Genomic DNA, 14,550 nt, shown 5'->3' with positions numbered 1-14,550 from the left:
GATAAATAATATTGAATTAGAAAAAATTATTAACAATAAATTAAATTCTATTAATATTAATGATTATGTTCCTAATGGATTACAAATAGAAGGTAAAAATAATATTACAAATATTATTACAGGTGTAAGTGCATGCCAAAGTTTATTAAATATAGCTGTTTTAAAAAAAGCTGATGCAATCATAGTACACCATGGATATTTTTGGAAAAATGAATCTTTAATTATTAAAGGATTAAAACGTTATCGTCTAAAAACATTATTATCTAATGATATCAATTTATATAGTTGGCATATTCCATTAGATATTAATAATAATTTAAGTAATAATATTTTTTTAGCAAATTTATTAAATATTAACTTTATAGGTAAAATAAATCCTTTTGTTTTTTATGGTAGTTTTAATCCTCCTTTACATATAAAAGATTTAATAAATATTATTAAATGTAAATTAAATCGTACTCCTTTACATTTTGGAAAAAATGCTCCTAAAATTATAAACAATATTGCTTGGTGTAGTGGAGCAGGTCAAAAATTTTTTGAAGAAATAGTAGATTTTAATATTGAAGTTTTTCTTACAGGTGAAGTATCAGAACAAACTATACATATTGCTACAGAATATGGTGTAAATTTCATATCAGCAGGACATCATGCTACTGAAAAAGGTGGTATAATTATGTTAAGTCAGTGGTTAAAAAATAATTATGATTTAAAAATTAATTTTATTGACATAAATAATCCTGTGTAATTATATAATAAAAAATTTTTTATAAAATATTATTTTTAATAATTAAACATTTTAATATTAAAAATATTTTTTATTTAAATTTACATGATTTGAATAAAAATTTATGTATTTAAAGGAATTATTTTGGATAAAAAATTAGATCTTAAATCATTAACAGCTTTAGTTATTAGTTCTATGTTAGGTGCAGGTGTTTTTAGTTTACCACAAAATATGGCGGCTATTGCGAGTCCTGCTGCGTTAATTATAGGATGGATTATTACTGGTATAGGCATCACCTTTTTAGCTGTTTCAATGTTATTACTTCACAAATTAAAACCTAATCTTGATGGTGGTATTTTTGCATATGCTAAAGATGGATTTGGGGAACTCATTGGATTTTGTTCTGCTTGGGGTTATTGGCTATGTGCAGTTATAGCAAATGTTTCATATTTAGTAATTGTTTTTTCTGCAATTAGTTTTTTTACTGATCATTCTGATTTTATCATATTTGGAAGTGGTAATACATGGATATCTTTATTAGCGGCATCTATTTTACTTTGGGCTATACATTTTTTATTATTAAATGGTACACAAACTGCTGCAATTATTAATATAATTGCTACTTTAGGAAAATTACTTCCATTAAGTATATTTATATTTTTATCTATATTAGCTTTTAATTTAAAAAAATTTAATATTGATTTTACTGGAATAAAATTTGGTGTACCAATATGGGAACAAGTAAAACATACAATGTTAATTACTTTATGGGTATTTATTGGAGTAGAAGGAGCTGTAATTTTATCTTCTAAAGCTAAAAATAAAAAAGATATAAGTAAAGCTACATTATTAGCAGTTTTTATTGCTTTATGTATCTATTTATTAGTTACATTATTATCATTAGGAATTATTAATAGAATAGATTTAGCTAATATGAGAAATCCTTCTATGGCAGGTCTAATGACAGTATTAATTGGTAATTGGGGTAATATTGTTATAGTTTTAGGATTAATTATATCAGTTTGTGGTGCTTATTTAAGTTGGGCAATTATGGCCGCTGAAGTTCCATGTATAGCTTCAAAACATGGAATATTTCCTAAATGTTTTTCTAAACAAAATATTAATAAAGCACCTTCATTTTCACTTTGGTTTACAAGCAGTAGTATGCAATTATGTTTAATTTTAATCTTTTTAACAAAATCAAATTATAATAATTTATTAGTTTTATCATCTGAAATGATATTAATTCCTTATTTTTTAGTTGGAGCTTATTTATTAAAAATATCTTTATATAATAAAAATATATTACACATATTTATAGGTATGGGATCTTGTATATATGGTATATGGTTATTATATGCTTCAGGACCTTTACATTTATTATTATCATTAATTTTATATGCTCCAGGATTAATATTTTTAATAATTTTTAAAAAATATAATCCAAAATTTTTATTATTTAATAATAAAGAAAAATTTATTTTTTCTTGTTTATTATTAGGATCAATTTTTTCTTTATTTTATTTAATAAAATAAAAGTTTGTCATTTATTAAATATAATTAATATGATTAAAAATAACATAATTATATGACTGTTATAATATATAACAGTCATAATTAAATTATAATTTAAAATTATTAAAATCTTTAATATTTACTGTAGAATCTACTTGTCCAACTAAATAAGAACTTACTTCTACTTCTTGAGGTGCCATTTGTACATTATCTGAAATTAACCAGGAATTAATCCATGGTATTGGATTTTTTTTTATTTTAAAAGGTAAAAGTAATCCAATATTTTTCATTCTTACATTAGTAATATATTTAATATATTGACACAATATTTTTTTATTTAGTCCTATTATAGTACCATTAGAAAATAAATATTCTGCCCATTTTTGTTCTTGAGTAGCAGCATTTAAGAATAATTGATAACATTCAGGACGACATTCAATAGCAATTTTTGCCATATCCATATCTTCATCACCATTACGCATTACATTTAATATATATTGTGTTCCTATTAAATGTAAATATTCATCACGTGCTATAAATCGGATAATTTTTGCATTACCTTCCATTAATTCTCTTTCAGCAAAAGCAAAAGAACATGCAAAACTAACATAAAATCTTATTGATTCTAATATATTAATATTCATTAAACATAAATATAATTTTTTTTTTAATTCATATAAATTAACAATAATTTTTGATCCATTAATTAAATGAACTCCTTCTCCAAATAAATGCCAATAATTTGTCATTTTAATCAGTTCATCATAATGATTAACAATATCTTTAGATCTTAAAATAATATTTTTATTTGTAACAATATCATCAAAAACTAACGAAGGATCATTAATAATATTTCTAATAATATAAGTATAAGAACGAGAATGTATTGTTTCAAAAAAAGACCATGTTTCAACCCAAGTTTCTAATTCAGGGATAGAAATTAATGGTAATAATGCTATGTTTGGACTTCTACCTTGAATAGAATCCAATAAAGTTTGATATTTTAAATTACTAATAAATATATGTTTTTCATGTTTAGGTAAATTTTGATAATGAATACGGTCACATGATATATCTATTTCTTCAGGTCTCCAAAAAAAACTTAATTGTTTTTCAATCAATTTTTCAAAAATATTATGTTTTTGTTGATCATAACGAGCTATATTTACAGATTGTCCAAAAAACATAGGTTCTTTTAATTGATTATTTTTTTTATAAGAAAAAGTAGTATAACTCATTTTATGATTATCCAAAATACTAATTAATAAATTCTATTAAATCATACAAGATCCATAATGACAGATATCAGATTCTATAAAATTTAAATCACTTTGTCTATCTTCAGCTCCATCTCTAGTGTTTTGGTAGTATAAAGTTTTTATTCCTAATTGATAAGCTTTTAATAGATCTTGTAATAATTGTTGCATTGGTATTTTACCATTAATAAATTTTTTAGGATCATAATTAATATTTGATGAAATTGATTGATCAATAAATTTTTGCATCAAACTAATTAAATTTAAATATCCATTATTATTAGGAATATTCCATAATAATTCATATTTTTCTTTTAATTTTTCATATTCTGGTATTACTTGTTTTAAAACTCCATTTTTAGATGTTTTTATACTTATATATCCTCTAGGAGGTTCAATACCATTAGTTGCATTAGATATTTGTGATGAAGTTTCTGATGGCATTAAAGCAGATAGTGTTGAATTACGTAAACCATATTTTTTTATTTTATTTCTTAAATTTTCCCAATTAAAATGCAAAGGTTCATTTGTAATATTATCAATTGATTTTTTATATGTATCAATAGGTAAAATTCCTTGTGAATAAGTAGTATCTTTAAATAAAGGACAAGCACCTTCCTCTTTAGCTAAGTTATTAGAAGCTTGTAAAAGATAATATTGAATAGCTTCAAAAGTTTTATGAGTTAAATTATTTGCACTATTATCAGAATAACGAACATTATTTTTTGCTAAATAATAAGCAAAATTAATTACTCCTATACCTAAAGATCTTCTTCCTAAAGCAGCATTTTTTGCTGCTGGAATCAAATATTCTTGATAATCTAATAGACAATTTAGTGCTCTAACTATTAAATCAGATAATGTTTTTAATTCATTTAAATTATTAATTATTCCTAAATTAAAAGCTGATAAAGTACATAATCCAATTTCTCCATTAGCATCATTAATATCATTTAATGGTTTTGTAGGAAGAGTAATTTCTAAACATAAATTAGATTGTCTAATTGGTGCTATACTAGGTATAAAAGCAGAATGTGTGTTACAATGATCAACATTTTGAATATATATTCTTCCAGTAGAAGTACGTTCTTGCATCATTAATGAAAACAATTCGATTGCAGAAAGTTTTTTTTTACGTATATTAATATTTTGTTCATATTTCTTATAAAGACATTTAAATTTTTTTTGATCTGAAAAAAAAGATTCATATAAATCTGGTACATCTGAAGGACTAAATAATGTAATAATTTTACCTTTAATTAAACGTTTATATAATAACTTATTTAATTGTACTGCATAATCTACATGACGAACCCTATTATCTTCTGTACCTCTATTATTTTTTAATACTAATAAGTTAGTAATTTCTAGATGCCATAATGGAAAAAACAAAGTTCCTGCTCCACCTCTAACTCCTCCTTGAGAACAAGATTTTATTGCAGTTTGAAAATGTTTATAAAATGGAATACATCCTGTATGAAATGCTTCACCATTTCTAATAGGACTTCCTTCAGCACGAATACGTCCTGCATTAATACCAATTCCAGCTCTATGAGAAATATATTTAATAATAGCACTAGTTGTAGCATTAATAGAATTAATATTATCATCACATTCAATTAAAATACATGAACTAAATTGTTTATTAGGTGTACGAACACCAGCCATGATAGGAGTAGGTAAAGAAATTTTAAATGTAGAAATAGCATTATAAAATTTTTTTATATAAGCCATTCTTTTTGAATTATGATATTTAGCAAATAAACATGCAGATATTAAAATATATAAAAATTGAGCACTTTCATAAATTTTTCCTGTAACTCTATTTTTAATTAAATATTTTCCTTCTAATTGTTTAACAGCTGCATAAGAAAATTTCATGTCTCGATTATGATCAATAAAATTTTCCATAATGTTAAATTCTTTTTTTGTATAAACTTTTAAAAGAAATTTATCATATTTTTTTTGGTTAATCATAAATTGAACATGATAATATAATTTAGGTGGTTTAAATTGACCATATGCTTTTTTTCTTAAATGAAAAATTACTAATCTTGCAGCCATAAATTGATAATTAGGATTTTTTTCTGAAATGAGATCTGCTGTAGTTTTTATAATTATATCATGAATATTAGAAGTAGTAATATTATTATAAAATTGTGAATAAGATATGGATTCTACTTTTGATATAGATATATTTTTTAATCCTTTAGCAGCTCTATTAAGCATCTTATAAATTTTATTGAAATTTATAGACTGAGTATCCCCATTTCTTTTTATTACAAATAAAGTATGATTCATATATTATTACCTATTGAAAATATTATTTTCTTAAAAGTTAATAATTATTTATAATAATATTATTATATTAATGTTGAAATTTAATTTTATTATATATTTGTATATAAACTAAAGTATAATTATACTAATTTTATTAACTCATTAAAAATAATATTTTTAATAAAATTAATTATACAATAATTTGAATTATTCATTATTTTTTTTTGTTAATTGAACTGTTTTTAATTGTGCTATAATTTTATACAATTCTTTTATAGCTAGTAAATAATCTTTATTAAAAACATTATTTTTAATTTTTTTTTCTATTTTAGATTTATTTATTAAAATTATTTTTTCTTTTAAATCAGTACCTTTTATAACTATATCTGCTAAAACATTAACTTGTTTTTTTTTAATTTCTAATATTCCTCCAGATATATAAAAATATTTATTATTTTTTTTTTGAGCTATATATATAACTCCTGGTTTTATTAAAGTTAATAAAGGTATATGATTAGGATATATACTTAAATAACCTTCTATGCCTGGTATTTTTACCTTTTTTACTAAATCAGAAAATATTTTTTTTTCTATACTAATTATATTTAAAATATATTCTTTATGCATAAATATTATTCCAATTATATATAATATTATATATTAATTATTTTTTGATTTATTTATTACTTCTTTTATTGAACCTACCATATAAAAATTTTGTTCTGGTAAATGATCGAAATCACCATTAATTATACCTTTAAATCCTTTTATAGTATCTTTTATACTAACATATTGTCCTTTAATTCCTGTAAATATTTCAGCTACAAAAAATGGTTGAGATAAAAATTTTTGAATCTTTCTTGCACGAGAAATAATAAGTTTATCTTCATCAGATAATTCATCTATTCCTAAAATAGCAATTACATCTTTTAATTCTTGATAACGTTGTAATATAGATTTTACATTTTGTGCTATATTATAATGATTTTTTCCAACAATTAATGGATCTAATTGACGACTAGTAGAATTTAATGGATCTATTGCTGGATAAATTCCTAAAGAAGCAATTTGTCTACTAAGAACTATAGTAGCATCTAAATGAGAAAATATTGTAGCTGGAGATGGATCAGTTAAATCATCTGCTGGAACATAAATAGCTTGTATAGAAGTTATAGAACCATTATTGGTAGATGCAATTCTCTCTTGTAAAGTACCTATTTCTTCTGAAAGAGTAGGTTGATAACCTACTGCTGATGGAATTCTACCTAATAAAGCAGATACTTCACTACCAGCTAAAGTATATCTATAAATATTATCAATAAATAGTAATACATTATTTCCATCATCTCTTAATTTTTCTGATATAGTTAATCCTGTTAAAGCAACTCTTAATCTATTTCCCGGTGGTTCGTTCATTTGACCATATATTAAAGAAACTCTATCTATGATTTTAGATTCTAACATTTCTAAATAAAAATCATTTCCTTCTCTGGTTCTTTCCCCAACTCCTACAAAGACAGAATATCCTGAATGTTCAACTGCAATATTACGAATTAATTCCATTATATTTACTGTTTTACCTACACCAGCACCACCAAATAAACCTATTTTACTTCCTTTAGAAAAAGGACAAATTAAATCAATAATTTTTATACCAGTTTCTAAAAATTCTAATGAATGAGATAGATTAGTATATAAAGGTGGATTTTGATGTATTTCTCTTCTTTCTACAGATAAAGGTATTTCACCTTTCATATCTATCGGTTCACCTAAAACATTTAACATCCTTCCTAAAACACATTTTCCAACAGGAACTTTAATACCATGATTTAAATCAATAACTTTTAATCCTCTTTTTAATCCTTCAGATGAACTCATTGCTAATGTACGAACTATACCATCTCCTAATTGTTGCTGTACTTCTAATATAATAGCAGTATCTTGAATTTTTAAAGCATTATATATTTTAGGTATTTTATTATTAGGAAAACTAACATCAATTACAGGTCCAATAATTTGAATAATTTTTCCAAATATCATTTTTATTCCTTTATTTAGTAAATATTAAATAATTATTATTTCATAGCTGATGCACCAGTAATAATTTCATTTAACTCTTGTGTGATATTTGATTGTCTAACTTTATTATATAATAATTGTAAATCTTTAATAAAATGATCAGCATTATCAGTAGCTGTTTTCATAGTTATAATTCTAGATGCATATTCTCCAACTAAATTTTCTAAAAAAAAATTGTATATTTGTAATTGAATATATTTATTTAAAATATAATTTGTAATTGTATAAAAATTTGGTTCATAAAGATAATTATTTTTTTCTATATTTTTTTTATTTATTTCATTTAAAGATAATGGTAATATCTGAAATATTTTTGGTGTTTGTATTACATTATTTACATATTTATTATAAACTATAAATAATTTATCAATATAAGATTTTTTATATAAATTTAGCATATATTTTATAATGCTAATTATTTTTGATATATTAATATCATTAGTTTTAATGTTTGTTATCTGTGATACTATTTGAATATTATTTTTTTTTAAAAAAAATAATCCTTTACAACCTATAACAGCTGATTTAATATTAATAGATTTTTCTTTCCATTTTTTTATATCATTGGATAATAATTTAAATAAATTATTGTTAAAATTTCCACATAATCCTTTATCTGTTGTTATAAGAATATATCCTATATTTTTTATAATTTTATTATTATATATATATTGATGTTTTTTTTTTATATTGTTTTGAAATAGATAAATATTTTTTATTAATTTATTTAATAAAGATAAATATAATTTACTAGAAAACATTTTTTTTTGTGATTTACGTATTTTAAATACTGTAACCATTTCCATAGCTTTAGTAATTTTCTTTGTATTTTTTATTCCTTCTATTTTATTTCGTATTTCTTTTATAAAATTCATTTATCTTACCTAGAAAAAATTTATTTTATTTAAAATGAGAAAAAAAATCGTTAAAAATAAAATTTAGTTGATTTTCAACATCTTTATTATATATACAATTCTTATTAATTTTATATAAAATTTCTTTAAAATTTAAATTAGTATAATTAATTAAATTATATTGAAATTTTTGAATTTTTTTCAAATCTATTAAATCTATATATTTTTTATATATTGCAAATAAAATAAGAATTTGATTTATTACAGATAATGGTTTATATGGTTTTTGTTTTAAAATTTCTATTATTTTTTTTCCATTTAATAGATATTCTGTAGTTTTTTTATCTAATTCTGATGAAAATTGAGAAAATACAGCTAATTCCCTATATTGAGCTAAAATTAAACGTATATTAGAAGATAATTTTTTTATAATATTATTTTGAGCTGTACTACCTACTCTAGAAACTGAAATACCAGGATCTATAGCTGGTCTTATTCCTTTATTAAATAAATTTTTATCTAAAAAAATTTGTCCATCAGTTATAGAAATTATATTTGTTGGAATAAAAGAAGAAATATCTCCAGCTTGAGTTTCTACTATAGGGAAAGCTGTTAAAGAGCCGGTTTTACCTTTTATATCATTTTTAGTAAATTTTTCAACATAAAAACTATTGACTCTGGCAGATCTTTCTAACAATCGAGAATGAATATAAAATATATCTCCTGGAAATGCTTCTCTTCCAGGAGGACGTCTTAATAATAAAGATATTTGTCTATATGCAATAGATTGTTTTGATAAATCATCATATACAATTAAAGCATCTTCTCCTCTATCTCTAAAATACTCACCTATAGTACATCCAGCATATGGAACTAAATATTGTAATATAGCTGTATCTGATGCAGATGCAACAATAATAATTGTATTTTTTAATACATTATTTTTTTCTAATATATTTTTTATATAAGAAATAGTTGTTTGTTTTTGTCCAATACCTACATATATACATTTTACATTAGTATTTTTTTGGTTTATTATGGTATCAATAGCTAATGTAGTTTTTCCTGTTTGTCTATCTCCAATAATTAATTGTCTTTGACCTTTACCAATAGGTATTATAGCATCAATAAATTTATATCCTGTTTGTAATGGTTGATTTACTGGACAACGATCAATTACAGTAGGTGCAGATACTTCAATAGGAGATAAATATTCATAATCAATATTACCTTTACCATCAATAGGATTCCCTAATGTATCTATAATTCTTCCCATTAATTTTCTTCCTACTGGAATATTGAGTTGATTACCAGTATTTTTAACTTTCATTCCTTCTATTAAATGTATATAAGAACCTAATACAACAGCACTAACAAAATCTATTTCCAAATTTAAAGCTATAGCATAAGTATTCTCAGGAAGAGAAATAATTTCTCCTTCTTTAATATTTGAAAGTCCATATATTTTTATGATACCATCAGCAATAGAAATAATAATTCCTTCATTATAGTATTGATTTAATACATTATAATCATTAATTTTCTTTTTTATTAATTCACTAATTTCCGTTGCTTTTAATTTCATTATATTATTTATACCTTATTTTTGTAAAATTTGACTCATTAAATCGATTTTACTTCTTATACTATTATCTAGTATTTGATCTTCTATATAAATAATAATACCTCCAATTAATAATTTTTTATTATGAATATAATTAATAGAAATTTTTTTAGATAATTTTTTATTTATTAAATTTTTTATTTTTAATAATTGGTTACTATTTAATTTTTTATTAGATAATAAATTTACATTTACTTTATTATAATAAATATTATTTAAGTTATTAAATTCTATTAAAACTTTATCTAAAATAAATAAACGTTTATTTGCTGACATGATTTTAATCATATTCATAAAATGAAAATTCAATTTATTATTAGATAATTTAATAAGAACATCAGATATATATTTATGATTATTAAAAAATAAAAACTTTTTTATATAATGATTATTTATTACATTGCAATAAAATATGAACATTTTTTTCCAATATTTTATATTATTATTTTTTAAAGCAAAAAAAAATGCTGCTTTAGCGTATTGTAATGCAATATAATTTTTTATATAACACATAATATACCTATATTATAATTTATTAATAAAATTATTTAATAAATCATCTTCATAATTTTTATTTTTTTTAAAAGAATCTTTAATTATTTTTTCTGCAATAGACATTGCTATTTTTACAGTTTCTTTTTTTAAAGATTCATTAGCTATTATATATTCATATTCTATTTTTTTTTGAGCTTTGTTAATTGTTTCTTTATATATTTTTTTACTTTCTACTTGTGCTTCATTAATAATATGATCACTTAATTTTTGTGCTTGTTTAATAATAATTTGATATTCTTTATGTGCTTTTTTAATTTTTAAATAAATTTTATTTTCAGCTATAATTATATCTTTTTTTTTTTTATTTATAAATAATAATTGATCTTGAATTATTTTTTTTCTATTTTCAATAGATAAAATAATTGGAGGCCAGATATAATACATACAAAACATAATAATCAAAATAAAAGTAATAGTTTGACCGATAATAGTTGCATTTATATTCATAATTTTATTTATATAATTTATTTTAGTAAAATTTTAACTTAATACGACAAATATTATATATAATCCTATTCCTACCGTAATCATCGGTATTGCATCTATTAAACCTACAACAATAAAGAATTGAGTTCTTAATATTGATACAATATCTGGTTGTCTTGCTGTACTTTCTAAAAATTTTCCTCCTAACCAACTAATTCCTATAGATGCTCCAATGGCTGCTAAACCAATCATTATTGCAGCAGATAAATATATTAATTCTATATTTGTATTATGCATAATTAATAATTTCCTTTTAATTAATAATATTAATTTTTTAAATTATTATTTTCTGATGTCATTGATATATAAACAATACTTAACATCATAAAAATAAAAGCTTGTAATAAAGATATAAGAATATGTAAAATTGCCCATGGTACATTTAATATCCATTGATAATAATATGGTATTAATGTATTAATTAAAATAAATATTATTCCTCCAGAATAAATATTACCAAAAAGACGTAAACTTAAAGAAATAGGTTTTGATATTAATGTTGTAACTTCAATAATTAAATTAAAAGGTATAAATATAAAATGATTAAAAGGATGTAAAGTAAATTCTTTAATAAAATTTACAAAACTTTTATTTTTTATATAATAAAAAATAATCAAAATAAAAATAATTATAGACATAGAAATAGTTATATTTAAATCAGCAGAAGGAACACTTCTAATTGTTGAAATATTAAATATTTTATTACTAATGTATGGAATGAAATCTATGGGAATTAAATCCATACAATTCATTAAAAAAATCCATATAAAAATTGTTAATGAAAGAGGAGCTATTAAAATACTTTTTGTAGGATATATATCCTTAACATTTTTATATACAAAATCAATAATTAATTCACAAAATAATTGAAATTTTCCAGGTATAATACTATTATTAATTTTAACCATTTTTATTTTACAAATATAAAAAAAAATTAAAAATAATAATCCTAATATTAATGAAAAAAAAATAGAATCTAAGTTTATAACCCAAAAAGAGTTATTAATTATTTCTGGACTTATAATCTCAAATTTTTTTAGATCAAATTGTAAATGTTGTAAATGATGTAAAATATAATTTTTTGATTCTAATGTTTTTTTTATCATGAATTTAATTACCTAATTATAATATATAATATTTTATTAATTATTATTAATAAAGAAAAATTAATTATAATTTTTTTAACTATACTGTACAATTAAATATGTAATAAAATTAATATTTTTTATATTATAAAAATATTTCATTTTTAAATAAAATTTATTAATGTTTAATATATTTATGTTTTAATAAATATATTAAAAGAATAGAAATATTAGCATGAGTAATACCTGGTATTCTAGATGCTTGTCCTAAACTATAAGGTTTATAATATTGAAACTTGTCGATTGCTTCATTAGACAAACCTTTAATATTTTTAAATTCAATATATGAAGGTATTATAATATTTTCATTTCTTTTTTGTTTATTAATGTTTTTTTGTTGTTGTAATATATATCCTTCATATTTTAATTCAGATTCAATATAATTTATTATCTCCATATCTTTAATACCAGGATTAAATATATCTAATTGAATTAAACTAGTATAATTGATTTCTGGTCTTTTAAGTAAATTAATTCCATTTATCTCTTTTGTTAAAACATTATTTGTTAGTTCACTCAATTTTAAACTCATTAAACTATTTGGTTTAATATAAATATTTTTTAATCTATTATATTCTTTTTCTATATTTTCTAATTTTTGATTAAAAATTTTCCAACGATTGTTATCTACTAATCCTAATTTGTATCCTATTTCAGTTAATCTTATATCAGCATTATTTTCTCTTAAAATTAACCTATATTCTGCTCTAGAAGTAAACATACGATATGGTTCTTTTGTACCTAAAGTACATAAATCATCTACTAAAACACCTAAATATGCCTCATTTCTTAATGGATACCAACCTTCTTTTTCATCGATTAAAAGAGATGCATTTATTCCAGCTAATAATCCTTGTGCAGCAGCTTCTTCATAACCTGTAGTTCCATTAATTTGTCCAGCTAAAAATAATCCTTTAATAAATTTACTTTCCATTGTAGGTTTTAAACCTCTAGGGTCATAAAAACTATATTCAACAGCATATCCAGGACGTGTAATATGTGCTTTTTCTAATCCTTTAATAGATCTAATAATGGATAATTGAACATTGAACGGTAAACTTGTAGAAATACCATTAGGATAAATTTCATTACTATATAAACCTTCAGGTTCTAAAAAAATTTGATGTGAATCTTTTTTAGGAAATTTTATTACTTTATCTTCAATAGATGGACAATATCTTGGACCATTACTTTTAATTATTCCTTTATAAATTGGACTATACATAATGTTATCTAATATAATTTTATGAGTATTTTTATTAGTATGAGTAATATAACAAGGTAATTGTTTTAAATTTAATTTTTTATTTTTAACAAAAGAAAAAAAAGGTATAGGATAATCACTATTTTGAATTTCTAAATTTTTAAAATTAATGCTTCTTTTATCAATACGTGGAGGTGTACCAGTTTTTAATCTTCCTTCTTTTAAAGGTAATTCTTTTAAAAAATTAGATAATTCTACAGAAGAAAAATCATTTAATCTACCACCTATAAATTGATCATTAATTCCTATAAAAATTTTACCATTTAAAAAAGTTCCGGTTGTTAAAATAATACATTTTGAATAAAAAGTATTATTATTCTTAGTTATTAATCCTATAATTTTATAATTTTTAATTATTATTTTTTTTACTTCTTGTTGAAATATTAGTAAATTTTTTTGGTTTTCTAATTTTTTTTTAATATTTCTTTGATATAAGATTCTATCTGCTTGAACTCTAGTTGCTCTTACAGCAGATCCTTTGCTTTTATTTAAAACTTTAAAATGTATACCAGAACTATCAATAGTAGTTCCCATTACTCCATTTAAAGCATCAATTTCTTTAACCAAATGACTTTTTCCTAATCCTCCAATAGAAGGATTACAAGACATTTGACCTATTGTATCAATATTATTTGTTATTAAAAGAGTATGTTTACCCATTTTAGAACTAGCTATTGCAGCTTCTGTTCCAGAGTGGCCTCCACCTACAATTATTACATCAAAATTATTTGAATACATTATCATAAATAAATACCTTAAAATTATTTA

The 14,550-nt window shown here is 21.4% G+C and carries 13 protein-coding genes; 2 read left to right on the top strand and 11 right to left on the bottom strand.

The window, feature by feature from the left end:
• Nucleotide 1 precedes the first annotated feature (1 nt).
• Nucleotides 2–745: a Nif3-like dinuclear metal center hexameric protein gene (locus tag GJT81_RS02190; protein ID WP_169785758.1), complete on the top strand. Its 744-nt coding sequence runs from the start codon at nucleotides 2–4 to the stop codon at nucleotides 743–745.
• 123 nt (nucleotides 746–868) lie between these two features.
• Complete coding sequence (locus GJT81_RS02185) at nucleotides 869–2,260, top strand: basic amino acid/polyamine antiporter (protein WP_169785687.1); 1,392 nt, start codon at nucleotides 869–871, stop codon at nucleotides 2,258–2,260.
• A gap of 86 nt (nucleotides 2,261–2,346) precedes the next feature.
• Here GJT81_RS02185 and nrdB read toward each other — a convergent pair whose 3' ends face one another.
• The 11 genes from nrdB to mnmG all read right to left on the bottom strand — a co-directional run bounded on the left by nrdB (nucleotide 2,347) and on the right by mnmG (nucleotide 14,523).
• On the bottom strand, nucleotides 2,347–3,477 hold the full coding sequence (nrdB, locus tag GJT81_RS02180) for a class Ia ribonucleoside-diphosphate reductase subunit beta (RefSeq protein ID WP_169785686.1): 1,131 nt from the start codon (nucleotides 3,475–3,477) through the stop codon (nucleotides 2,347–2,349).
• Between the two features lie 36 nt (nucleotides 3,478–3,513).
• On the bottom strand, nucleotides 3,514–5,796 hold the full coding sequence (gene nrdA / locus GJT81_RS02175; protein ID WP_169785685.1) for a class 1a ribonucleoside-diphosphate reductase subunit alpha: 2,283 nt from the start codon (nucleotides 5,794–5,796) through the stop codon (nucleotides 3,514–3,516).
• Nucleotides 5,797–5,982: 186 nt separating this feature from the next.
• On the bottom strand, nucleotides 5,983–6,402 hold the full coding sequence (gene atpC / locus GJT81_RS02170) for an ATP synthase F1 subunit epsilon (RefSeq protein WP_169785684.1): 420 nt from the start codon (nucleotides 6,400–6,402) through the stop codon (nucleotides 5,983–5,985).
• A gap of 33 nt (nucleotides 6,403–6,435) precedes the next feature.
• Entirely contained in the window at nucleotides 6,436–7,815 is a 1,380-nt protein-coding gene (atpD, locus tag GJT81_RS02165) for a F0F1 ATP synthase subunit beta (RefSeq protein WP_169785683.1), read from the bottom strand.
• A gap of 35 nt (nucleotides 7,816–7,850) precedes the next feature.
• Entirely contained in the window at nucleotides 7,851–8,729 is an 879-nt protein-coding gene (gene atpG / locus GJT81_RS02160) for an ATP synthase F1 subunit gamma (protein WP_169785682.1), read from the bottom strand.
• A 25-nt stretch (nucleotides 8,730–8,754) separates the two neighbouring features.
• Complete coding sequence (atpA, locus tag GJT81_RS02155) at nucleotides 8,755–10,293, bottom strand: F0F1 ATP synthase subunit alpha (protein WP_169785681.1); 1,539 nt, start codon at nucleotides 10,291–10,293, stop codon at nucleotides 8,755–8,757.
• Between the two features lie 15 nt (nucleotides 10,294–10,308).
• Nucleotides 10,309–10,845: an ATP synthase F1 subunit delta gene (gene atpH / locus GJT81_RS02150; RefSeq protein WP_169785680.1), complete on the bottom strand. Its 537-nt coding sequence runs from the start codon at nucleotides 10,843–10,845 to the stop codon at nucleotides 10,309–10,311.
• Between the two features lie 12 nt (nucleotides 10,846–10,857).
• Entirely contained in the window at nucleotides 10,858–11,334 is a 477-nt protein-coding gene (gene atpF, locus GJT81_RS02145) for a F0F1 ATP synthase subunit B (protein WP_169785679.1), read from the bottom strand.
• A 33-nt stretch (nucleotides 11,335–11,367) separates the two neighbouring features.
• Nucleotides 11,368–11,610, bottom strand: coding sequence for a F0F1 ATP synthase subunit C (atpE, locus tag GJT81_RS02140; protein WP_168867735.1), 243 nt, complete (start codon nucleotides 11,608–11,610; stop codon nucleotides 11,368–11,370).
• A 29-nt stretch (nucleotides 11,611–11,639) separates the two neighbouring features.
• Nucleotides 11,640–12,479 (bottom strand): F0F1 ATP synthase subunit A, encoded by an 840-nt coding sequence (atpB, locus tag GJT81_RS02135; RefSeq protein WP_169785678.1) that lies wholly within the window; start codon nucleotides 12,477–12,479, stop codon nucleotides 11,640–11,642.
• A 157-nt stretch (nucleotides 12,480–12,636) separates the two neighbouring features.
• Nucleotides 12,637–14,523 carry a tRNA uridine-5-carboxymethylaminomethyl(34) synthesis enzyme MnmG gene (gene mnmG, locus GJT81_RS02130; RefSeq protein WP_169785757.1) on the bottom strand — a complete coding sequence of 629 codons (1,887 nt, stop codon included), beginning with the start codon at nucleotides 14,521–14,523 and terminating at the stop codon, nucleotides 12,637–12,639.
• Between the last annotated feature and the right edge of the window lie 27 nt (nucleotides 14,524–14,550).

The organism is Enterobacteriaceae endosymbiont of Plateumaris consimilis (assembly GCF_012563145.1).
Lineage (GTDB): Bacteria > Pseudomonadota > Gammaproteobacteria > Enterobacterales > Enterobacteriaceae.
The sequence above is the reverse complement of the archived record's forward strand: the minus strand, read 5'-3'. Positions and strand labels throughout refer to the sequence as shown.

What these genes read in the sequence shown, in the direction of transcription:
- atpE (WP_168867735.1), bottom strand. Translation starts at nt 11,610, where the DNA reads ATGCATAATACAAATATAGAATTAATATATTTATCTGCTGCAATAATG.
- atpG (WP_169785682.1), bottom strand. Translation starts at nt 8,729, where the DNA reads ATGAATTTTATAAAAGAAATACGAAATAAAATAGAAGGAATAAAAAAT.
- nrdA (WP_169785685.1), bottom strand. Translation starts at nt 5,796, where the DNA reads ATGAATCATACTTTATTTGTAATAAAAAGAAATGGGGATACTCAGTCT.
- atpA (WP_169785681.1), bottom strand. Translation starts at nt 10,293, where the DNA reads ATGAAATTAAAAGCAACGGAAATTAGTGAATTAATAAAAAAGAAAATT.
- atpH (WP_169785680.1), bottom strand. Translation starts at nt 10,845, where the DNA reads ATGTGTTATATAAAAAATTATATTGCATTACAATACGCTAAAGCAGCA.
- atpD (WP_169785683.1), bottom strand. Translation starts at nt 7,815, where the DNA reads ATGATATTTGGAAAAATTATTCAAATTATTGGACCTGTAATTGATGTT.
- atpF (WP_169785679.1), bottom strand. Translation starts at nt 11,334, where the DNA reads ATGAATATAAATGCAACTATTATCGGTCAAACTATTACTTTTATTTTG.
- nrdB (WP_169785686.1), bottom strand. Translation starts at nt 3,477, where the DNA reads ATGAGTTATACTACTTTTTCTTATAAAAAAAATAATCAATTAAAAGAA.
- atpC (WP_169785684.1), bottom strand. Translation starts at nt 6,402, where the DNA reads ATGCATAAAGAATATATTTTAAATATAATTAGTATAGAAAAAAAAATA.
- atpB (WP_169785678.1), bottom strand. Translation starts at nt 12,479, where the DNA reads ATGATAAAAAAAACATTAGAATCAAAAAATTATATTTTACATCATTTA.